The following is a 22,602-nucleotide window of genomic DNA, read 5'->3' as shown; positions in this document are numbered from 1 at the left end:
TCGACCAGGCATTCACCAAGCACAGAGCACTTGGCAACTAGCACCTTGCACACGCAAGGGACTGAGTTTTCTTCGGCCCCCTCTCGGGGCTGGATCGACAGCATGCCGATGTTTGCGGCCATTCTCTCGGCCCGTTTTCCCAGCGTCAATTCAATTTCGGCCCTAATTTCCGGCGATTTTATGGCCTGAATTGGCCGCACAGGACGGATTCAACCTGATGCAATAGGGGCACCATCCACCTATGGAGTTTCCAACATGGCTGACCCGAAAACCCCTCCCAGGAAGTACGCCTATTCGACCCCTTCCTTTCCCGGCCTGCTGCACCTGAATTCCGAGCAAGCCAAGCGCTTTGGCGGCACCGAGTTCGATAACGTGACCTCGGCCCTGTTCGTCATCGACGTGATGGCGCGCAAGCTGGCGCGGCGCCGAAAGAACTTCAACCACCAGGTGGTGGCCGATGCCGTATCCAAGACCATCGAGAAAATGCAGACGGAGGTCAACAACGAGATCCAACGCATGGAGACCTTCCTCAAGAAGGAAGGCATCAGCCAGCGTCCGAACTACAGCAATCCGCTCGAGCGCAAATTCAACATCTCCAGCCCCGAGGTGATGCGCCTCACCCATCTGCTCCAGGCGTTCGACACGCTGATCTCGCTCATCGATACCGCCTGGCTGGCGCAGAAGCTCGACAGCGACGAGGCCTCGGATTTCCGCGAGCGCAAGACCAACGACATGAGCAAGATGGTCAAGGCGCTCATCAAGCATGGGGCAGCGGCGCGCGCCATGGCCTATGCCAACAACGAGGTGGAGGTGCAGAAGGACATCGAAAAGGTGGAAGCCCAGGTGGCTGCCGACAAGCAGGAGCGCGAAGCCGCCGGTTTCGTGGAGCCGGCCGCGGTGGGCGAGGACGTGGCCGAGGTAGTGGAGGCAGCCGAATCGGCAGCGTGAGACATGGCCCCGCCATAGAAAACGCCCCTGCTGAGGGGCGTTTTTCATGTCGACCAGACCCGAAGCCTATCCTTCTTTCGCCCGCGCTTCATGGCTCATGGCGCTGGCCCGCCCGCTATGCTTGCGTGCCGCCCAATACCCATCCTTGATCCGCCCCCGCTCCAGGGCACGGCAGATCGACGCCACCTGGCTCTCCGTCAAGATGGGCGTCTTCTTGCTCTGGATCTTGCGCAGCAAGGCCCAGGGACCGAATACCCGCGGGGGCCAGCCTTGCGGAAAGGTCGCCGAACCGCTCATCACCGCGTAGTTGGAGATCTTCGAGGCATGCCCCCCGATCGCCTGCCGCACGGCCTTGATCGCGGCGTAGTTCTGCACCAGCGGGTTACGCACCCGGTTCTTCCGCCGACCGATGGTCTGCCACCAGGTATTCGGCTCGGTGGGATCGACCACGATCGCCCCTTTCAGGCAGCGGTTCTCGATCACGAAGAGGCCATAGCGCGACACCACGACATGATCGACCTGCGTCGGTTTGGCCTCGTCCTTTCCCGGATACAGGGCGTGGGTGAACACCCGGTATTCCGCACTCAGGCAGGCCCTCAGCAGGAGGTTCACCTGGTACTCGCCCCACCAGCCGCGATAGGCCGGCCTTTCCAGCAGGCGAGCATGAGCGATCGCCCCCAACCCCAGAAAGAACACCACCAGCGGCAAATACAGCGCCAGGAAATCAGACATAGAACATTTCTCCTTCAAATTTTCGAGCAGCAGTCGGTCCACCGCCAGATCAGGTACATCGCGTCGTTGCCCGTGCCGGGAACGTGCCGGCCGGGGCCGCCCTCCCAGGTCTGCGGGGGCTCTCCCAGCCACAGGGAGCGCTGGGTCTGCGACTTGGGCCAGAACTGTGTGAGCTTGTACTGGCTCTTGGGAATGGTCGGATAGATCGAGGCCCGGCACAGGTTCTCGTCGCCCATCGTGCGCCGGGCCAGCCCCCGCCGGTGCTGCTGTGCCAGCAACCGCGCGCTGAGCAATGCCGTCGTGCGGTTCTGGTCCTGGCTGAAGACGCTGCCGGCCAGCGGATAAATGCTTCCCCAGGTGCCGGTGCACCACCACAGCGACTCCAGCGGCTCTTCCCGGGCGGTCACCAGGGCCGACTCGGCGGCGCAGGCCGCCTGAGCCACCGGGTTGGCCACCGCCGCGGACTCCGGGTGCTGGAAGAAGGCCAGCGTCGCGTTGTTCCAGGTCGGGTCTATCTCGGTGAAACTGATGATGTCCAGGTCCATGTAGCCGTCGGCATTGCACTTGGTCGGGGTGTACAGGTCCAGGATCTGCAGCAGCGGGAAGGCGTAGTAGTGGGTGTGGTAGAACGACCCGTCGTGCTGGCCGGTCAGCGAGTGGTTGTCGGTATTCAGCCGGCCATGGCTGCGCTTGTTGCCCAGCGGCAGCCGCGCGCCCCCCAGGGTGGGCGAGCAGCCCGGCGTCTTGACCGTCTCGACGATCCGCGCCGGCTCCCACATCGAGGTGGTGATGCCCGGCTTGTAGATGCCGGAGCTACCTTCCTCGCACAGGCAAAACACCTTGTCGGTCGCCTTGTCGGGCACCGCGCCGGGCGTGAACGGCACGCCGGCCACCCGGATGGGAAAGAGGCAGGCCCAGCAGATGTCGGTGAACAGCTTCGGGCCCAGCAGGGAGGAGTCCTCGCACAGCGGGTCGTCCGCCGCGGCAGGCAGGGATACGGCGCCGGCCAGGGCCGCCAGCAGCGAAGCACCGAGCCACTTAGAGTTGAGCGTGAGCATGGCTTTCCTCCTTGGCTTGGACCGATTCGCGGGCGAACTCGCGCACCACGAAAACCTCCCCCTCGGCCGTGACGACCGAGGGCGCTTTCTGGATCTGGAAGCGGCGGGCCAGGTCGCCCGGCAGCAGGTACAGCGGGGCGTCGATGGCCTGCTGGGTGCGCTCGAACAGCGGCCAACCGGCGTCGGGCGGGATCTGCGTGGCCATGACGGTGACGGTCAGGCCGCGGCCATGCTCGGCCCGCTCGCGCTGGGCCAGAGCCACCTGCCAGGGCTGGGTCGGGTCGATCACCACCAGCTTCTGATCGAAGGGCCGCAAATGCAGGGGATTTATTCTCCCGGCCCGGGTCACGACCTTGCCCTCGGCGTCGAGAATGTCCTGCGGTATCACCACCGAGGGATCGACCTGGCGAGTGGCGTTCTCGGTGGCGGTCGGCAGGGCATGGCCGGTGTGGACGTGCCAGAAGCGGTCGAGGGCGCGCTGCTTCATGACCGCGAAGTCCAGGCCTTCGATGCGCGCCTTGGCGACCTCCATGAGGTCGGGCTCGAGGATGTCGCGGGGCGTCCCCAGCGTGCCCAGGTCGCCGGAGCGCCCCTGCTGCAGGGCCTCCTCGACATAGGTCACCGCGTCGATGCCCACGACCTTCGCCGCCAGCGCCTCGTCCGGGCGCTCGACCACCACCGCGGGCACCAGCTGGATGCCATGGCGCCGGAACGCCAGCGGATCGAGCAGCACCGACACCTGGCTCTCGGTCGCCTGCGTGAGCCGGTGCATCCGGGTCATGGCATCGACCATGCGCACGCCGGCGGGGATGCCGCGGAACACCACCCCGACCCCGGGCTGGCCGTCGTAGCGGCGCAGGATGTCCTCGAGCGCCGCCTCGCCCAGCGACCACGAGACGAAGATCAGCGTCCGGAAGCCCTCGCCCAGCGGATGCGGCCGCTCGGCGGGGGCCGTATCGCGCACAGGCAGATCCAGCGCCTCCCGCTGGGCCTGCGCCGCCTGCACCACCGTGTTGCGCGACAGGCTCTGCACCCACTCCAGTTCGCCTTGGTCAGTCAGGGCCTGGGCACCCGCCCGTCCCTGCCGGGAGATGTCCCGGGCCTGTTCCAGCAGCTGAGCGGGAAGATCGCTTGGCTTGTAGGCCTGGGAGCCGAGCGGATTGGTCCCCAGCGGATTGGCCGGGGCGGAATGATCCGAGGCGAAAGAAATCCCCTGGAAAGAAACACCCGCCAGCGCCGCCGCCAGGGCGCTCATCCTCAGTGTTTTCACCATAGCGGGTAGGCCCTGCCGATGATCTGATGGGAGGCGACCGATCCCCAGTAGCGGGAGTCGAACGAATCCGCCGTGCGGCCGAAGAACCAGTAGCGGTCCGGCTCGATCACCCCCTGGCGCACGTAGCGCTGCGGATCGAAGCCATACTGGCGTGCGACCTGCAGGCCGGTGACGATCACCTGGCCATTGATGCGGGTGCTTTCCTCCGTGACCGCCACCTGGTCGCCCGGCAGGCCGTCCAGCACCTTGACGATGGTGGTGCCGTCCTCGAACAGCGGGCCGAGCCCCTGGGATTTGAAGGCGAAAATAGCGCCTCGGGCCGGTTCGGTTTCGTACTTGTCGATGATCCAGACGCGGTACGGCGGCAGGCACAGGTTCTCCTGCACGGCGATGGCCACGGAGTAGCGGCTGGCCAGGGCGACCACGCCGGCGGCGACCAGCGCCGAGAACAGGGCGCCCTTGGCGAGGAAGCCGGTGCTGACGCCGATCCGACGTGGCTGACGCGCCCGCTCGACCTCGGCCATGGCCCGGTCGATCTTGGCCTGAATGGAGAAGGGGTTGCGCAGCTTCATCAGGCGACCTCCTCGGCGGGCGACAGCGTGATCCCCCGGTCCTCGAGCACCTGCAGGATCGCCTGCCGTTGCGGCATGCCGGCGAGCGTGTAGTTGCGCACCGCCTGCACGTCTTCCGGCGCGGTGGAGTACAGCAGCAGGGAATAGGGGTCCACGGTCAGCCGGGCGATCCCGATGCCCCGCGGCGTGATCATGAAGATCTCGGAGTAGTGCCCCTTGCTCGAGTGCACCGTCTTGAGGATGCGGTAGCCCCCTTCCCCCAGCGGCAGCCGCTTGTTCTCCTGGATGACGTTGATCGCCTCGGGCTTCTGGCCCAGCAGCAGGGTGAAGGCCGAGTTCTCGGCAATGGCCTGGCCGACCTTGTTCTGGTACAGGTCGTTCACCCCCTGGGTGATGACGATGGCCGAGCCGCCGTATTTGCGGAAACGTCTGTAACCGTGTTCGATGAACTCGCCGACGTTGCCCTGCGCCAGCAGGCTCCAGGCCTCGTCGATGATCACGATCTTCGGCCGGTCGCGCTCGCCCAGGTACATGTCCTGCTGGATCTGGTAGATCAGCTGCAGCAGCACCACCTGTTGCAAATGCTGGCGGCCCTTGAGCTCTTCCAGCTCCAGCACGGTGAAGGGATTCTGGAAGTCGAGGTTGTTCTTGCCGTTGAAGTAGCGCCCGTATTGGCCCTTGCGGGTGAACGGGTACAGCTGGTGGCCGATGTCCTTGATGCGCTGGTCTTCGTCATCCGCCAGCAGGGCATTGGCGATGTCGTCCACGGTCAGTTCGTGCCCCTTCTGCTCCCAGCAGGCGGTCAGAATCCGCTTCAGGCCCGAGGTCTGGAAGTCGACCAGCGGGACGGTCGGCGCGGCCATGGCCGTCAGCAGGCCGATCAGCACGTCCTCCTCGTCGCTGAAGTCCTTCACCAGCTCGAAGGGGTTGAGGCAGATCTTGGAGTCGTGGTCGAAGCGGGCGAAATCGCCCTGGAAGGCTTCGGCGAGCTTGAGGTAGGACAGGCCCACGTCGATCACCCACACCTTGGCGCCGATGCTCAGGTAGGAGGTGATCAGGTAGTTGGTCAGGAAGGACTTGCCCGAGCCGGACTGCGCGGCAATCGTGCCGTTGTAGTTGGTGTCGGAGTCGTACAGGTCGAAGGTCACCGGCTGGCCGTTGCGGGAGATGAACGGCGCGACCGGGGTGCCGGTGCCCTTCCAGTCGCCATAGATCGGCAGGATCGGCAGGGCCTGGTTCAGGCTCATGGTCCGGAAGCGGAACAGATCGCGGATGGCGTCCGCGTCCGCACACAGGGGCAGGGCGTTGATGAACACGGGCAGCAGGCAGAACTTGTCCTCCATGAGGGTGAAGTTCTGCGTGGCGAAATGGGTCCGGGCATTCGAGGTCGCCTGGACCAGCTCCTCGCGGTTCTTGCCGAACACCACGACCGTCATGTTGGCCTGGACGTTGTGGGCGCCCCGGTCCAGATCCTCGAACAGGACATCGTAGGCCTCCTTGCGCTTGAGCAGCATGGGGACGAACTTGACCATCGGGCCGCTGCACTGGTTGATCGCCCACTGCCGGCGCTTGGTGAGCTTGTCCTTGGTCTCCAGCTGCGGCGGAAAGTAGAGGGTCATGGTGATCACGCAGTTGCCGCGGACCCCGCCCCGCTGCGAGAGGAGGTCGGCCAGATACTGGGTGGCATCGCCCTGCCACATGATGTCCGGGTAGCGTTTGACCGACAGGGTCTTGGCGAAGCAGTCGTCGCCGAGCTGGAGGTGGTCCTTGCGCACGTCGAGGCTGCGGTTGTAGTCCAGCAGCTGCTCGTTGATCGGCTTGTCCAGGTCGGCCTTGATGTCGGGGTCCAGGCGCCAGGAGGCGTCGGGGCCCTGGTTGAGCACCGAGGAGAAAATTTCCTTGTAGGCGTGGTTGGTCAAGGGGACCGGCGCCAGGCCGCAGCTCTCCAGCGCGGCCCCCAGTCCATCGGACAGCTCGCGGGCCACGGCGCCTTCGCTGTCGCTGGGCAGGGCCTCCTTGATCGGCAGGGTGATCGCGATGACCAGCTTCTGGTCGCGGATCTTCACCCCGGAGACGCTATCCACCGGGCGCAGGGTGCGCTCGGCGAAATACTCGGCGCGGGCCTGGGTCGCCGTGGCCAGCAGCTCCAGGGTGTCCTGGTCCACGGCGAAGCGACCGGACTCGCGGGCGACCTGGCGCAGCTTCAGGTAGCCGGTCCTGACCCGGTTGATGTTCTCGGTGCAGATCAGGCTGAACTGGATGGTGGAGCCTTCCGGCCATTCCAGGGCCAGGCCCGCCTTCAGGCGATCGCCCTCGTCGCCGTTGCTCCCGGCCAGGGGGGCGCACAGGAAGCCGAAGCCGATCCGCTTGCCTTCGAGCTGGAACAACGCCTGGTCGGGGTCATAGGCCAGGGCGCCGATCAGCTTGGACAGGCGCGGAATATGGGTCATCAGTTTGGACAGCATGGGGGAACTCCTTCAGTTCGATTGCCGGGCTTCGATCCAGGCGCGCAGGCCCTCGGCCGGCTTGCCCTCGTGGGTCAGGCCGTCGTCGCGGATCAGATAGGGGACGTTGCGGGCGCCGAGAAACTGGGCGGTGAGACGGCGCTTGCCGATCACCTCCAGATCGCACGCCCCATCGGGCTTTTGTGCCAGGGGGGTGTCGAGGTCGCCGGCGACCGTTGCCTGCCAGGCCGCTGCCGGGTCCTCGGCGCAGTGCAGCTCCTTCGTGCGGCTGGCGCTGCGCGGCGTGAGGATCGGCAGCATCAGCACATCCAGGCGGTAGCCCTCGGGCAGGCCAGTACGCGCCTCCTGCATGAGCTCCTTGCAGTAGGTGCAGGCCGGATCGGCGAACAGGGTGACGGCCTTGTCGCCGTGCCCGATGCGCAGCGGCGCCAGATCGCCGAAGCCCAGGTGGGTCTTGTCGACGGGCACGTACTGAACCGCATGACGAACGTCCGCCAGGGTCTTCAGCTCCTTCTGCGCCCACACGTCATAGACGGAGCCCTGGATGATGAAGCGGCCGGTGTCGGTCATGACGGCGAACTTGCCGTTCTTCTCGATGGCGAAGACGGCCGTGGCGGGCAACAGGACGAGGCTGTCGGAGTCGATCCACGAGGGCTGGGAAGGCTGGGCGAAAGCGGCTCCGGCGAGGGAGCAGAGGGAAAGAAAAGCGGCGGCGTAGAGAGGTTGACGCATGGGGGTTATCTCCTGAGGAAGTCCCCTCAGGCTATAAAGTCGGGACAAAAAAAAGCCCCCTTTTCCGGCGATTTCATGGCCTGAAAGGGGGGCGAAAAAAAGCGCTGGCTTACAGGGTGATGGGCAGCGCCAGGAGGGCTTCGGCAGCCTTGACGGAAGCCGGGACGGTGGCGGTCATGATCGACTCGATGATGTCCGGCGCGGCGTACAGGCCGACACCGCCGCCCACGCCGACAACGAAGGACATCAGGGACTGACGCAGAACGCCGGCACCGATGCCGGTGAGGATCATCATGCCGACCAGTACGCGGCCGAGGGTACCTTGCATCCAGTCGGTGATGGTGGTCCAGACGCTGTCGAAGGTGGTCGATCCGGTACCGGCCATGGCGACGCCGGCGCCGATCATCAGGGCGACGAGAGCGAGGGTTTGAACGTGCGATTTGTTGATGGCTTGCATGGTTTTTCACTCCTGGGGTGGGAAGCGCGTGACTGCGCTGGGGAGTGATTTTTCAGATTTCGAGGGGGCTTGTGCGGCGCTATCGAGCCACTTTTTTGCCGGAAATTAGGAAAAATGGGGTTTTTTCCAAACTTTTTTTAGTGCCTCGGCCGGCAGCGGTATTGAGCTGTCCTCTTGGCATCACGTCTTTCGCCATTTGGCGGTATACTTTTGCCAAATGGCATAACGTGGAGCAACACAACGATGGCTACCCCCGAAGCAATCCGGCCCCGCCAGGCCCAGGACCCGACCAGGCCGCTGCAGCTGTTGTTCGGCAGCAAGCCGCCGAAGGCCCGCACGGCATTCGAGCTCCACGAGCTGATTGAGAAGGGTTTTCCCTCGGAGACGGTGATCGCCCTCGTGCAGAGCGTCGGCCTGCTCAAGGACCGGCAGGTCTTCGCCAAGGTGATCGGCATGTCGGAGCGAACCTTCCAGCGGCGCATCAAGCACCCCGAGCCGCTGTCGGCCGAGCAAAGCAGCCGCGCCTGGTGCTTTGCCGAAGTGCTGAGCAAGGCGGAAGAGGTGTTGGGCGATCGCCAGGAGGCGGCGAAGTGGATGGTGACGCCGGCCATGGGCCTCGAGGGACGCGCGCCCATCGACCTGCTTACGACCCAGGTGGGCTTCGAGCTGGTCGAGGACTTTCTGACCCGTCTGCAGTACGGGGTCTACTCCTGATGGCGGCAGTACCCTGGAGCGGGGAGGCCTATCTCTGGCGCCTGGACAGAAAAGAGCATGCGGACAGCTGGAATAGCGGCATCGGAGCCGAATTGGGGGGTGGCCGCTGGAACTCGAAAGGCGTCCGGGCGGTCTATGCGTCTGCCGATCCTTCGACGGCGATCCTCGAGGTGGCAGTGCACAAGGGCTTCCGGGCGCTGGACACGGTGCCGCATGTGCTCACGGCCGCGCGCCTACTGGCCCCATCCCGGATCTATCGCGTCGACCCCGAGGAGGTGCCCAACCCCAACTGGCTGATCCCCGGCACGCCCAGCCTTGATCAGCAGCGGTTTGGCGATGAGTTGCTGGCGCAACACCCCTTCGTCCTGATCCCGTCGACCGTATCCCGCCACAGCTGGAACATCGTCATGAATCCCGCGCTGGCGAAAGGGCTGTACGAGCAAGTCCTGCAAGAGCGTTTTGCCCTCGACACCCGCCTCAATCCACCGCACCGCTGAACCGGCCTGTCGTGACCAGCAGCAGTCGACTCAGACCCCGAGTGATACCCACAAAATCACCGCAGCTCCTGCGCTTGCCGGTGGACCTCCTGCCGCCAGGCCTGCTCTGACAGGCCAGCCGTGTCCTGCCCACGCTGGGGCCATCAGCCCGGAAGCCAGAAACTCGGGTGAGCGCTTGAACTCGTGTTCACGGCTGCAGGGTGAAATCAGTCGATGTTGATCCACCGTCAGAAGACCAGCTTGAAAAAATCTTACCGTAAACTTATTTACGAACAGAGGAAGGCAAGGCAGAATCAAGGCGCCATTATATCTAGTGCCTCTTGATGCTTTCCCTCAAGCACGAAGTCCTCCTCCGCCTGCGCGCCATCGAGCTGATTGCGTTCTGGGAAGGCCGTCTGATCACCACCCAGCTGATGGACTGGTTCGGCATCACCCGCCAGCAGGCGTCTTCGGACATCAATCGCTACAACAGCGAGTTCAATCCCGAGGCGCTGGTCCATGACCCTGCAGTTAAGGGCTATATACCCGCTGCCGGCTTCCAGCCGGTGTTCACCTCTGGGCATATCAACGACTATCTAGGTCTGCTCGCCAGCCAGGGTAGCGAGCCCATGGCTCAGATCCTGGAATCCCATCCCGGTGTGGCCACCGTCCAGCTGCCCGACCGCACCGTGCGCCCCGAGGTGGTACGCGAAGTCATCAAGGCCAGCCGTAACGCCGGCAGTCTGAAAATCCTCTATGCCTCCATGAGCAACCCGCAACCCCATGAGCGGGTTATCTCACCGCATACCCTGGTCTACACCGGCTTCCGCTGGCATGTGCGCGCCTGGTGCCACAAGCGGCAGGCCTTCCGGGACTTCCTGCTGTCACGTATCGACCGCACTCCCAGGGCCTGTGCGGAAAGCGCTCCGTCGATGAAAAACGACAGCCTCTGGAACGAGCAGATTACTTTGACGCTGATTCCCAACCTGCGTCTCAGTGATGCGCAGAAGGCCTTGGTCGAGCGGGACTTCGCCATGCCTGAAGGCCGCATGCAGATAAACGTCAGAAAAGCGCTCGCCCACTACACCTTGCAGCGCTATCAGGCCGCGATCAGCGAGGAAGAGACCGAACGGGTACGCGAACACCTCCTGCAACTGCTCCCAGCAGACCGGGCCAAACTGGAGCCCTATCTGTTCGGCAGCGAGGGCGAGTGACCGTGCAAGTATTCAGCTATGACTCGGACCTGACCGGCGGCTCACTGCAGGTGCGCGAATGCCGTGTCATCGCCGACCTGTTGCTACGTCATGCCAGCCCCGAGCAGTGGCATGACGCAATCCAGCAACAGAACCTGCTGCAAAAGCGCAGCCCGGCATCGGCCAGACGTGTGGCCCAGGCGCTGCGCAAGCGCTTGGAACGGCTGGATGAGCCCTTCTGGCGGGCCATTCGCGACGGCGATGATGAGCTGGCTACCCAGGTGGCCTTCTGCACGGCATTGGAGCGCAATTTGTTGCTGGTGGAGTTCATCGAGACTGTACTGGCAGACGCCTTTATCACCCGGGCAGAAACCCTGGAGCCGTGGCAGTGGAGCGATTTTCTCGACGACTGCAGCCATCGTGACCCAGCCATCGGCAATTGGACCGAATCCAGCCGCAAGAAGATGGGCCAGGTTGTCTTTCGCATGCTCGCCGAGGCCGGCCTTTTACGCAGCACCCGCAGCATGAAACTCCAGCCCCTGCTGGTACGACCCGAAGTCAGAACCCTGCTGGACGACAGTCACCGCCAGCGCATCAAAGCCTGTCTGGAAGTATCCGGCGCCGCTGTGCAGTAGGCACGGAATAAGGAGTGTATGAATGAACCAGCAGCTACAGGATCGCCTGAACCAGATCCCCGACAAGATCCTCACTGAGGAATTCCTCAAGAGCCAGGGGCTGGGCAACGAGATCGGCTTCTGGATCTTTGACTACGCCCCCGAGGACGAACTGCAGGTGCGGGACCATCTTCGCTTTCTGGAAAACTTCCTGGCCAAGAAGCACAGCCACCTCAAGGTGGTGAATATCAATCTGCTGCAAGCCATGCGCGACTACCTGGACCAGCGCAATTTCACCGACAAGGCCATCCAGATGCAGAAAGCCAAGGGTGACCAGGCGCTGCTCAAGGCACTGTCCGGCCCGCTGCACATGGACAAGTTCGCACCCTTCTTGCTGGAGCACTGCCGTGCCGACGAGTACGACATCGTGCTGATTACCGGCGTCGGTTCGGTGTGGCCGGTACTGCGTGCCCACAACCTGCTCAACAAGCTGCATGCCCTGCTCGGCCACAAGCCCCTGGTGCTGTTCTATCCCGGCTACTACTCGGGCCAGTCGCTGGCCCTGTTCAACCGGATTCCCAGCAACAACTACTACCGAGCGTTCAAGCTGGTGCCCTGATTTAAAGGATGATTTGCCGTGAGCATCAAAGATATTTTCTTCAAGGAACTCGACCGCCCGATCAACGGTGTGGTCAAGGCGGATCAGGCCGACGACGCCACTGTGTACCAGGAGCTGGATGAATACGTCGTTACCAATGAGCTGGAAAAGCACTTCCGCAGCTTCTTCGAGTCCTACAGCACCGACCTCAATGATCCCTCGATCGCCAACCGGGTCGGCGTGTGGATCAGCGGCTTCTTCGGCTCGGGCAAGTCGCACTTCCTGAAGACCCTGTCCTACCTGCTGGCCAATATCGAAGCTCACGACGCCGAGGGTCACAGCAAAAGGGCTGTTGCCTTCTTCGACCAGAACAAGCTGCGCGACGCCATGATCCGCGCCGACATCGGCAAGGCCGTGGCCAACAGCGCCGATGTCATCCTGTTCAACATCGACAGCAAGGCCAGCTCCAACGATGCCGGCAACCCGATCCTCAACGTGTTCCTGCGCGTGTTCAACGAGCACCAGGGCTTCAGCGGCGATCACCCGCACATCGCCCATATGGAGCGCCACCTGACCCAACGCGGCGTCTACGAGCGCTTCAAGCAGGCCTTCAGCGAAGCCACCGGCCTGGAATGGACCGAAGAGCGCGACGGCTACCAATTCTATCAGGACGACATCGAGCAGGCCCTGGCCAGTGCCCTTGAGCTCTCCGCCGAAGCCGCGCACAAGTGGTTCGAGCAGTCCGAGGAAACCTTCAGCGTCTCAGTGGAAAATTTCTGCAACTGGGTCAAGGAATACCTGGACAATCAGCCGGCTAGACACCGCGTGCTGTTTCTGGTCGACGAGGTTGGTCAATTTATTGGTAGTGACAGTCAGCTGATGCTCAAGCTTCAGAGCATTACTGAAGAGCTTGGCGTTATCTGCAAGGGCCGCGCCTGGATCATCGTCACCTCGCAGGCCGACATGGATGCAGTGGTAGGCGAGCTGTCCGCCTCCAAGGCCAACGACTTCTCCAAGATCGCTGGGCGCTTCAAGACGCGCTTGTCGCTCTCCAGCTCCAACACCGACGAGGTCATCCAGAAGCGCCTGCTGCGCAAAACCCCCGAAGCCGAGGTCGAGCTGCGCGCCCTCTGGCAGCAAAAGGGTGACATCCTTCGCAACCAGATCAGCTTCGACCGTTCCGGCCCGACGCTGAGAAACTTCGACAGCGCCGAATCCTTCATCGGCAACTACCCCTTCGCACCCTACCACTTCCAACTGGTGCAGAAGGTCTTCGAGGAAATCCGTAAGGTCGGCGCCACCGGCGCGCACCTGGCCTATGGCGAGCGCTCCATGCTCGATGCCTTCCAGATGGCGGCCTTGTCGATCAAGGCCAAGGACATCGGCGCCCTGGTGCCCATGCACAGCTTCTACCGTGCCGTCGAAGGCTTCCTCGACACCGCGGTCAAGCGCACCATCGACCAAGCCAGCGAAAACAGCGTGTTCGACGGCTTCGACGTGCAGATCTTGCGCACCCTGTTCATGATCCGCTACGTCGACCTGGTCAAGGGAACCCTGGACAACCTGGTCACCCTCTCCATCGAGAAGGTCGACGAGGACAAGCTCGCCCTGCGCCAACGCATCGAGGCCACTCTCCAGCGTCTGGAGAAGGAAAGCCTGATCACCCGCAATGGCGACGAATTCGTCTTCCTCACCAACGAAGAGCGCGATATCACCCGCAAGATCAAGGCCACCGAAATCTCCGCCTCCGAAGAGAACAAGGCGCTGTCCGAGCTGATCTACGGGGACTTGCTCAAGGGCAAGAACAAGTACCGCTACAGCGTCAACAAGGCCGACTACAGCATCGGTCGTTATCTCGATGGCCACAGCCTGGAAGGCCGCTACGAGCACGACCTGCGAGTGGAGGTGGTCTCGCCGCTGGATCTCGACTACCCCCTGTACGGCGAGGCCGGCTGCCTTAACAAGAGCAACGAAGCCCCGGCGGGCATGGCGCTGTTCAAGCTCGCGGATACCGACAAGGACTTCTTCCGCGAGCTGCGCACCTGGCTGCAAACCAACAAGTTCATCCGGCTCAACAACGACGGCAGCCAGCCCGAGCTGGGCCGCATCTTCGCCGACCGCGGCCGCGAGAACCAGGAGCGCAAGAAACGCCTGCACCTGATGCTCGAAGCCTTGCTGGAACGCGCCCAGGTCTATGCCCTTGGCCAGCACCCCAAGCTGGCCAGCAGCAACATTCAGAGCCGCTTCGACGAAGCTTGCCAATATCTGCTGGAAAACACCTATACCAAGCTCGGCTACCTGCGCGTGCTGCAGGACGAGCCCGAGCGCGAACTGCGGGCCGTGCTCCATGCCGACGACATTGGCCAGCTCGGCCTGTCCCTCGATGGCGAGGAAGGCAACCCCCAGGCCGTCAAGGAAGTCGAGCAATACATCGGCCTGCGCGCCTCCGGCAACGACCGGCTGCTGGTCTCCGACATCATCGAGCGCTTCGGCAAGCGCCCGTTCGGCTGGCCGGATGGCGAGATCCTGCTCATTCTGGGTCGGCTCGCTGCCACCGGGCGCATCTCCTTCCACATGGGCACCGGCCCCAGCCTGCCGCTGCCGGATGCCTTCGAGCCGCTGACCAACAGCCGCAAGCGCCGCGACGTCTCGGTGCAGAAGAAGCGCCAGACTGACGAAGCCCTGCTCAAGCAGGCGCGCAACTTGACCCAGGATCTGTTCAACGCCCTCGGCCCGGCCGGAGAAAAGGAACTCTACGAGTTCTACCGCAGCCAGCTCGACAGCTGGCTGGCCAACCTCAAGAGCTACAAGAGCAAGACCGATGTCGGCCACTTTCCCGGCAAGGACAGCATCGAGCAATCGATCCTCGGCCTGCAGCGCCTACTGGGAAACCGCGATAGCGTCGACTTCTTCAAGGAGGTGGTCGACAACAAGGACGACTACCTCGACCTCGAAGAGGACTACCGCGACCTGCACGAATTCTTCGGCAACCAGCTGCACACCTGGCAGCAGCTGCAGCAGGCGCTGCGCCGCTTCGAGAAGAACAAGCAGGCGCTGGACAAGGACGACAAGGCCCGCAAGGCCCTGGCCGAACTGCACGGCATCGAGACCAGCGCCGCCCCTTACAACCAGCTGCACAAGGTCGCCGGTTTGGTGGAAACGGTGGAAGCGATCAACGCGGCGATCCTTACCGAGAAACGCCGCCATGCCCAGGCTCGGGTCGATGAAAAGATCGCCCAGCTGCAGGCGGAAATCGCCAAGAGCGGCATCGATACCCCGGAGCTGAGCAACCGCCTGCTGCGTCCGCTGCAACTGATCAAGGCCGAGCTGGAAAACGAGACCAGCATCGCCAATATCTACCTGCTGCAGAAGGAAACCGCCGAAGAGCGTCTGCAAGACGGCGCCCTCGAACTGGAGCGCGCCATTCATGCCGAGCTGGAACGCCAGCAGAAGCTCAGGCAGGAGCAGGAAAAGGCCGCCAAAACTGCCGACCAGGGCAGCGGAGTGAAGGAGGACCGCGCTCCGCTACCGGTGCCCACCAAGCCGGTGGTGCAGCCCAAACCGGTGGTGGATGTCGTCGCCACCAGCGTGTTCAACAAGCTGGGCAATAGCCTGTACCTGGAAAACCAGAGCGACGTTGAGCGCTTCATCGACGCCCTCAAGGCCGAACTCGAAGCGGCGATCCAGCAGGATAAGCGGATCAGGATTCGCTGACGGGGGCGCCCATGATGCAACCCATCGAACAGCTGCTTGCCCAGCCCGAGGGCAAGCAGCTCGAATTCAAGCGCGACCTGTCCTCGCCCAGATCGCTGCTCAAGGCGCTGGTCGCCTTCGCCAACACCGCCGGCGGCCAACTGATCATCGGCGTGGCCGATGACGGCGCGATCGTCGGCGTGGACGACCCGCTGGCCGACGAGGAGCGCCTGACCAGCTTGATCGCCGACAGCATTGCCCCGCGCTTGCTGCCCACTATCGAACTGTTCACCGTGGAAGGGAAAACCCTGCTGCGCGTCGAAGTGTTTCTCAGCAATTCACGCCCGCACTACCTCAAGGCGCTCGGCCCGGAGCAAGGTGTGCTGGTACGCCTGGGCTCCAGCAACCGCCAAGCTGATCCCCAGCTGATCGCCGAGCTGCAGCGCACCGCCCTGGGCGTGACCTTCGATGCCCTGCCCATGCCCGAGTTGAGCCTGGACGACCTAGACCTGCAGGCCATGCAGCAGCAGTTCGGGACCGATGTGCGGCTCGACGAGCAGAAGCTGCTGACCCTCAAGCTGCTCACTCGCCATCAGGGCCGTCTGGTACCCACCCAGGGCGCCGTGCTGCTGTTCGGCAGACACCGCCTGCAGTACTTCGACGACGCCTGGATCCAGTGCGGACGCTTTCGTGGCACCGACAAGGTCGAGATATTCGACCAGACCGAGATCCACGACCCGCTGCCGCAGGCGGTGGCCAGCATCGAGCTTTTCCTCAAGAAGCACGCCTTCAGGCGCGCCGAGTTTTCCGCCATGCGCCGCACGGACGTCTGGAGCATCCCGCTGACCATGCTGCGCGAGGCGATCATCAACGCCCTGATGCACAGCGACTATTCCCAGCGCGGCTCGCCGATCCGCATCGCCTTCTTCGACGACCGCATCGAGATCGAAAGCCCCGGCATGCTGCTGCCCGGCCTGACCGTGGAGGACATGAAGCGCGGCGTATCGATGATCCGCAATCCGGTCATCGCCCGCGTGTTCCGCGAACTCAAGCTGATCGAGCAGTGGGGCAGCGGCGTCAAACGCATCTTCGCCGAAGCCGCCGCCCAGGGCCTGCCCGAGCCACGCATCGAGGAAATCGCCAACCGGCTGCGCTTCATCATTCCGCTGGCGACGCCCGTCAGCGTTTCTGTGCCCAGTACCGAATCCCTTGCCCCGCCACAGCAGGAGTCGCGGCTAGAGTCGCGGCTAGAGTCGCGGCTAGAGTCGAAACTGGCCGCACGCATCGTCTTGCTGCTGCGTGAGCAGCCGCTGGGCAAGGCCGCCATGGCCGGGAGGCTTGGTCACAAGAGCGTATCCGGCGAGCTGCACAAACAGATCAGGCGCCTGCTGGAAGAAGCCGTGATCGAAATGACCCTGCCCGACAAACCCAACAGCCGCCTGCAGAAATACCGCCTGACCGCCAAGGGCCAGCAGTACCTCAAGGACAATACATGAACACCAACGCTATCAAACGCTATGCCCCAAAGGCGCGTATCGCCTTTATCGCCGCCATGACCAAGCAGGCGGCCAGGTACGGCATTACCGTCAAGGGCATCGAGCCGCTGGAGCAGAAAGGCGACCTGGCCCTGATCGGTGAGCGCGCCTTCCCGGCCAGCATCGCCCGCCCGCGCGCCGCGCTGGCTAGACGTGTCGAGCAGTTGGGCTTTGCCCAGGCCATGGAGCAGGCCGCCTACAGCTGGTTCAACCGTCTGTGCGCCCTGCGCTACATGGAGATCAAGGGCTATCTGGATCATGGCCGCCGGGTGCTCAGTGCTGCCGATGGTTCGGTCGGCGTGCCGCAGATCCTTGACGAGTGCCTGGATATCGAGCTGGAAGGCCTCGATAAGGCCCGTATCACCGAGCTGAAGCTCGATGGCACCAAGGACGAGGAGTTGTACCGCGAGCTGCTGCTCGCCCAGTGCCACGCCCTGCACCAGGCCATGCCCTTTCTGTTCGAGATGCTGGACGATGCCCTGGAGCTGCTGCTGCCCGACAACCTGACCAAGACCGACTCGCTGATCCGCGAGCTGGTCGCTGCCATTCCCGAAGGGGACTGGCACAACGTCGAGATCATCGGCTGGCTCTACCAGTTCTACATCAGCGAGAAGAAGGATCAGGTCATCGGCAAGGTGGTGAAGAGCGAGGACATCCCCGCTGCCACCCAGCTGTTCACCCCGAACTGGATCGTCCAGTACCTGGTGCAGAACTCCGTGGGCCGCCAGTGGCTGCAGACCTACCCTGACTCGCCGCTCAAGGCTAAATGGGATTACTACGTCGCCCCCGGCGAGCAGACACCCGAGGTGCAGGCACAGCTTGCCGCCAGCACCCCGGACAGCATCGACCCGCTGACCATCAAGGTGCTCGACCCTGCCTGCGGTTCCGGCCATATCTTGGTCGAGGCCTACAAGGTGCTGAAGGAGATCTACACCGAGCGCGGCTTCCGTGCGCGAGACATCCCGCAGCTGATCCTCGAAAACAACCTGTTCGGTCTCGACATCGACGACCGAGCCGGCCAGCTCGCCGGCTTCGCCCTGATGATGCTGGCCCGCGAGGATGACCGGCGCATCTTCGGCCGTGAACTCAAGCTCAATGTGCTGGCCCTGCAGGAAAGCAGCCACCTCAACATGAACACCTTGTGGAAGGCACTCAACTTGACCAGCGACTGGCAGCGCGGCCAATCGCAAGGCCTGTTCGACAGCGAGCAGAGTGATCTCAGCGCCGCCCAAGCGGACAACCGCTACCAGCTGCTGAAAACTACCTTGGCCCGCTTTACCCAGGCCAAGACCTTCGGCTCGCTGATCGAAGTGCCTGCCGAGAATGCCGAACCGCTGGGCGAACTACTGAAGCAGTTGCGGCAACTGGCCAAAGACGGCGACTCCATGCAGAAGCCGGCGGCCCAGCAACTGCTGCCCTATGTGCAACAGGCCTGGATCCTGGCACAGCGCTACGACGCGGTGATTGCCAACCCGCCCTATATGGGCACAAAAGCAATGAATGAAAAGTTAAGCGACTGGCTTAAGGAAAATTATAAAAATGTAAAAAGCGACCTATTTTCTGCGTTCGTTGTGAAGTGTTCCGAGCTTTCTCGTGTGCGTGGAAGTGTTGGGATTATGAGTCCAAATGTGTGGATGTCTTTATCTTCACATGAAAAGCTCCGTCAATTCCTTACCCAGAAAAACACCTTGACAAACCTAGTAGAATTGCCGTTAACAGGATTTAAAGGGGCAACAGTACAGATATGCGCATATACATTTGAGAAGAAATATTTCCCTGATCTTCTTGCGAGTTTCATCAGGCTCGTCAATTTCAAAGGCGGGGATGAGGAAATGTCGACTTATACGCGTCAGGCCATTGTCAAAAATGACCATGACTGGTTCTACAGAGTATCCACATCAGATTTCTCATCTATTCCCGGTCAGCCAATTGCATACTGGGCTGGTAAAAAATTAAAGAGTTCATTCTCTTTATATAAGAGCATAGGTGAAATTGCGAAGCCACGTCAGGGGATGGCAACAACAAATAATGAATTATTCCTCCGCATGTGGAGCGAAGTTAAGTACTCTCGAATTTGCTTTGATGCTGACTCTGAAATTGATGCGCAGGAGCGTGGTGCAAAGTGGTTTCCTTACAACAAGGGAGGACCGTATAGAAAGTGGTATGGAAATTTCTCCCACATTGTAAATTTCGAAAATAACGGAAAAGAAATATGTAGCTATATTGACAGCACGCCAGGAGCTCGGGTTGGCTCCAATGGGCGTGTTATTAATCGTGAGTATTATTTCAAGGAAGGCATTACATGGTCTGATATAAAGACGGGCGGATTTGGTGCAAGGCTAAGCCCGAAAGGATTTATTTTTGATATCAAAGGATCATCCGGATTCCCCAGTGAAGAGAATAGACTGTCCGTTCTCGGCTTGCTGTCAAGCACTCTTACGACAGCTTATATGGGAATCTTGAATCCGACTGTAACCTTTCAGGTTGGAGACATTTCAAGAATTCCATATAGAAGGGTAGATGTTGACGGTGTGGTTAAGAGGCTAACAGAGCTTTCTAAGCTAGATTGGGATTTCTATGAAATCTCTTGGGGCTTCTCCAGTCATCCAATAATCAATACTGACCACAACCGGTCAAGCCTGCCTGGCTCTTACCTGAGGCTCGGTTCCTATTGGCAGGAAATGACGCAGGAAGTACGGCGCCTTGAAGAAAAGAACAACCGCCTCTTTATCGACGCCTACGGCTTGCAGGATGAGCTGACACCGGAAGCTCCATTGGAAGAAATCACTCTGACCTGCAACCCGCACTACCGCTATGGCGGTAACAAGAGCGAAGCCGAGCTGGAAATCATGCTCCAGTGCGACACCATGGGAGAGCTGGTGTCCTACGCCATCGGCTGCATGATGGGCCGCTACTCGCTGGACAAGCCCGGCCTGATCCTCGCTAGCCAAGGCGAAACCCTGCAGGACTACCTCAGCCAGATTCCCGCACCGCGCTTCGCACCCGATGGCGACGCCATCTTGCCGCTGACCGACCAGGAATGGTTCGCCAACGATGCCACCAACCGCTTCCGCGAGTTCGTCCGCACCGTCTGGGGTGAAGAGCACCTGCAGGAAAACCTCGACTTCGTCGCCGAGAGCCTGTGCCTGTACGCCATCAAGCCCAAGCGCGGCGAGTCAGCGTTGGACACCATCCGCCGCTACCTGAGTACCCAGTTCTTCAAGGATCACCTCAAAACCTACAAGAAGCGTCCCATCTACTGGCTGTTCAGCTCCGGTAAGCACAAGGCCTTCGAGTGCCTGGTCTACCTGCACCGCTACAACGAAGGCACCCTGGCGCGCATGCGTACCGAGTACGTCATCCCCCTTACCGCCAAGCTCAACACCTACGCCAACAAGCTCGAACAGGACATCGACGCCAGTACCAGCACCGCCGAGAAAAAACGCCTGGAAAAAGAACTCACTACCCTGCACAACCAACAAGCCGAACTCGCCACCTTCGACGAAAAACTCCGCCACTACGCCGACCAGCGCATAAGCCTAGATCTGGATGACGGGGTGAAGGTGAACTACGGGGAGTTTGGGGATTTGCTCGACAGCGTGAAAATCGTGACTGGAGGTGCCAGTAATGATTGAGTCCATCCATATTCAAAACTTCAAGTCCTTGGCGGATTTCACTCTGCCCTTGGGGCAATTCAATATCTTGATCGGTATGAACGGCGTCGGTAAAAGCACTGTGCTGCAAGCACTGGACTTTATCAGCCATCTGATGACGGGGGATGTGGCTGATTGGCTCAAGGCACGCAGTTGGAAGTCTGCGGACCTGCGCTGCAAACGGTTGAATGAGCGCAACATCACCGTCTCGGTGGTGTGGAGGGTGTCACCAGACTCCACCCTCAAGTGGACAGGTGTGTTCAATACGAGCTTGAAGCGTTGTACCCGCGATTGGACGGTTCATGAGTTCGCGAACAGCAACGCTGCGAAGCTAACATTGCTGGATGGGCAACGCTTTCATATTGAGGGCAAGGGCTGGCAAGAGGTCAGTTTTAACTACGAGGGGTCACTTTTGTCCGCGCTCAAGGACAAGGAGTTGCCACAGGTAGTGCTCGACATGCGAAACGCGGTGCGTAACATCCGGTCGCTAGAGCTGTTGTCACCACAGCTGCTGCGAAAGCGCTCGCGAGTGGCGGTTGGAGAGAGCTTTGATATTGGGTCAGGGGGCGAAAAGCTTTCAGCCTACCTAGGAATACTCAAAGGTGAGCAGCGTAGCCGCTTGATAGATTTGCTCAAGGTTTTTTACCCGCAAATCATCGACTTCAAAGTTAGTAACGTGCAGGCAGGATGGAAGAAGCTGACGGTGGTGGAGCAGTTTGGTGACCGTCATCAAGAGACCGAGGCCACACACCTCAGTGATGGGTTATTGCGCATCTTGGCGGTGCTTTCACAGGTGCATTCCGATCGTTATTTAATTCTGCTCGACGAGATTGAAAATGGGATCAACCCAGAGATTATTGAACCATTGGTCGAGGCCTTGCAAAGCTCAGCCCAGCAGGTGCTGGTCACCACACACAGCCCTATGATTCTCAACTACCTTGAGGACGATGTGGCGCGTGGCGCGGTGCATTTGATTTACAAGAGCCCCGATGGCGATACCAAGCGTCGTCACTTCTTTGCGATCGAGAGAATTGACCGAAAACTGGAAGCCATGGGCCCAGGTGAGGCCTTCGTGGACACTGACCTGAATGCTCTGACCGATGAATGTGTGGCGATGGATGCCCAAGAGGGCACTGCAACATGATGCTGGTGCTCAGTGGGGAAGGCCCATCTGATTTGGGGCAATGTCAACATGCAAACGGCATGTGCAGTGGCACCGATTTCATGCCAGGGCCCTTAACAGTCATGCTGGATCAGTTGCTTGAAGTATTTTTGGGTTATCGGCCTGTAGAGCTGGACCGAGGTTGTGTGTGTTTTGTGCCCAAGGCGGAGTTGTTGCGCCGACAGAATGAGAGGAAGCAGGGGCGCCGTGTTTCCCTCGTAGGCAAAAAACGCGATCAAGAGACAGGCCATTTCTTTCACAACGCTTGGACATTAGGCTGCATTGCCCTTGAACAAGAATCTGCTCGAAATGACCGCGGCATTGCTGTCTTACATCGCGATAGCGATCCCACTACCTCCTCGAAAAGTGCTGAATGGGCAAGCAAGTTCAAATCTATGCATGACGGTTTTTTGCGTGCGGGTTACGACAGGGGTGTTGCCATGTTGCCCAAGCCGATTTCTGAAGCGTGGTTGCTGTGCGCCTCTCGCAACGGTGCGGTCAATTGCGCAGCACTGGAAGAAGAGTCAGGCAACCCCAGCGCTGCTAATCCCCTCAAAAATCAGTTAGCTGAAGCACTTGGAGAAGAGAAAAGCGCTGCGGGGCTGAGCGAATGGCTCAACAGTGTGGTGTTCGACAAAGATCGGGCCTTAAGCATGCCGAGTTTCGCCCGCTTTTACGAGCCCCTTCAAGATGCCATCACCAAGGCCATGTGAGAAAAAAGAAAAAG

18 protein-coding genes are annotated in these 22,602 nt (G+C 61.2%); 11 read left to right on the top strand and 7 right to left on the bottom strand.

What is annotated here, in order from left to right; genetic code table 11:
- Positions 1–255: 255 nt before the first annotated feature.
- Positions 256–948, top strand: a complete 693-nt coding sequence (locus GCU53_RS24490; protein ID WP_152390170.1) for a DUF1845 domain-containing protein — start codon at positions 256–258, stop codon at positions 946–948.
- 66 nt (positions 949–1,014) lie between these two features.
- Here the strand turns inward: GCU53_RS24490 and GCU53_RS24485 are convergent, their stop codons facing one another.
- The 7 genes from GCU53_RS24485 to traA form a co-directional block, all read right to left on the bottom strand.
- The gene (locus tag GCU53_RS24485; RefSeq protein ID WP_152390169.1) at positions 1,015–1,680 is read right to left on the bottom strand and encodes a nuclease-related domain-containing protein; all 666 of its coding nucleotides are present in this window, start codon (positions 1,678–1,680) and stop codon (positions 1,015–1,017) included.
- Between the two features lie 14 nt (positions 1,681–1,694).
- The gene (locus tag GCU53_RS24480; RefSeq protein ID WP_152390168.1) at positions 1,695–2,738 is read right to left on the bottom strand and encodes a TraU family protein; all 1,044 of its coding nucleotides are present in this window, start codon (positions 2,736–2,738) and stop codon (positions 1,695–1,697) included.
- Positions 2,719–3,993 carry a TrbC family F-type conjugative pilus assembly protein gene (locus GCU53_RS24475; protein ID WP_167520128.1) on the bottom strand — a complete coding sequence of 425 codons (1,275 nt, stop codon included), beginning with the start codon at positions 3,991–3,993 and terminating at the stop codon, positions 2,719–2,721. Before GCU53_RS24475 ends, GCU53_RS24480 begins: the two co-directional genes overlap by 20 nt.
- An 11-nt stretch (positions 3,994–4,004) precedes the next feature.
- On the bottom strand, positions 4,005–4,583 hold the full coding sequence (locus GCU53_RS24470) for a S26 family signal peptidase (RefSeq protein WP_152390166.1): 579 nt from the start codon (positions 4,581–4,583) through the stop codon (positions 4,005–4,007).
- Positions 4,583–7,048 carry a type IV secretion system protein TraC gene (gene traC, locus GCU53_RS24465; protein ID WP_152390165.1) on the bottom strand — a complete coding sequence of 822 codons (2,466 nt, stop codon included), beginning with the start codon at positions 7,046–7,048 and terminating at the stop codon, positions 4,583–4,585. Before traC ends, GCU53_RS24470 begins: the two co-directional genes overlap by 1 nt.
- A 12-nt stretch (positions 7,049–7,060) precedes the next feature.
- Positions 7,061–7,780, bottom strand: coding sequence for a DsbC family protein (locus GCU53_RS24460; RefSeq protein ID WP_152390164.1), 720 nt, complete (start codon positions 7,778–7,780; stop codon positions 7,061–7,063).
- 109 nt (positions 7,781–7,889) lie between these two features.
- Positions 7,890–8,237, bottom strand: a complete 348-nt coding sequence (gene traA, locus GCU53_RS24455) for a TraA family conjugative transfer protein (protein WP_152390163.1) — start codon at positions 8,235–8,237, stop codon at positions 7,890–7,892.
- A gap of 243 nt (positions 8,238–8,480) precedes the next feature.
- Here traA and parS point away from each other — a divergent pair, with 243 nt between their 5' ends.
- From parS to GCU53_RS24405, 10 genes are all read left to right on the top strand, one after another.
- Positions 8,481–8,951 (top strand): type II RES/Xre toxin-antitoxin system antitoxin, encoded by a 471-nt coding sequence (parS, locus tag GCU53_RS24450; protein WP_040107397.1) that lies wholly within the window; start codon positions 8,481–8,483, stop codon positions 8,949–8,951.
- The gene (locus GCU53_RS24445; protein ID WP_152390162.1) at positions 8,951–9,448 is read left to right on the top strand and encodes an RES family NAD+ phosphorylase; all 498 of its coding nucleotides are present in this window, start codon (positions 8,951–8,953) and stop codon (positions 9,446–9,448) included. The genes parS and GCU53_RS24445 overlap by 1 nt, the downstream gene beginning before the upstream one ends.
- Positions 9,449–9,771: 323 nt before the next feature.
- On the top strand, positions 9,772–10,641 hold the full coding sequence (locus tag GCU53_RS24440; protein ID WP_152390161.1) for a helix-turn-helix transcriptional regulator: 870 nt from the start codon (positions 9,772–9,774) through the stop codon (positions 10,639–10,641).
- Positions 10,638–11,255, top strand: coding sequence for a DUF1819 family protein (locus GCU53_RS24435; RefSeq protein ID WP_152390160.1), 618 nt, complete (start codon positions 10,638–10,640; stop codon positions 11,253–11,255). Before GCU53_RS24440 ends, GCU53_RS24435 begins: the two co-directional genes overlap by 4 nt.
- 22 nt (positions 11,256–11,277) lie before the next feature.
- Positions 11,278–11,853 carry a DUF1788 domain-containing protein gene (locus tag GCU53_RS24430; RefSeq protein ID WP_152390159.1) on the top strand — a complete coding sequence of 192 codons (576 nt, stop codon included), beginning with the start codon at positions 11,278–11,280 and terminating at the stop codon, positions 11,851–11,853.
- Between the two features lie 18 nt (positions 11,854–11,871).
- Positions 11,872–15,546 carry a BREX system P-loop protein BrxC gene (gene brxC, locus GCU53_RS24425; RefSeq protein WP_152390158.1) on the top strand — a complete coding sequence of 1,225 codons (3,675 nt, stop codon included), beginning with the start codon at positions 11,872–11,874 and terminating at the stop codon, positions 15,544–15,546.
- Between the two features lie 11 nt (positions 15,547–15,557).
- The gene (locus GCU53_RS24420) at positions 15,558–17,021 is read left to right on the top strand and encodes an AlbA family DNA-binding domain-containing protein (RefSeq protein ID WP_152390157.1); all 1,464 of its coding nucleotides are present in this window, start codon (positions 15,558–15,560) and stop codon (positions 17,019–17,021) included.
- On the top strand, positions 17,018–20,695 hold the full coding sequence (gene pglX / locus GCU53_RS24415; protein ID WP_152390156.1) for a BREX-1 system adenine-specific DNA-methyltransferase PglX: 3,678 nt from the start codon (positions 17,018–17,020) through the stop codon (positions 20,693–20,695). Before GCU53_RS24420 ends, pglX begins: the two co-directional genes overlap by 4 nt.
- Positions 20,688–21,857, top strand: a complete 1,170-nt coding sequence (locus GCU53_RS24410) for an AAA family ATPase (protein ID WP_152390155.1) — start codon at positions 20,688–20,690, stop codon at positions 21,855–21,857. Before pglX ends, GCU53_RS24410 begins: the two co-directional genes overlap by 8 nt.
- The gene (locus tag GCU53_RS24405) at positions 21,854–22,588 is read left to right on the top strand and encodes a hypothetical protein (protein ID WP_152390154.1); all 735 of its coding nucleotides are present in this window, start codon (positions 21,854–21,856) and stop codon (positions 22,586–22,588) included. Before GCU53_RS24410 ends, GCU53_RS24405 begins: the two co-directional genes overlap by 4 nt.
- The last annotated feature ends 14 nt before the right edge of the window (positions 22,589–22,602 follow it).

The organism is Azotobacter salinestris, from assembly GCF_009363155.1.
Classification (GTDB): Bacteria; Pseudomonadota; Gammaproteobacteria; order Pseudomonadales; family Pseudomonadaceae; genus Azotobacter; species Azotobacter salinestris.
The sequence above is the reverse complement of the archived record's forward strand: the minus strand, read 5'-3'. Positions and strand labels throughout refer to the sequence as shown.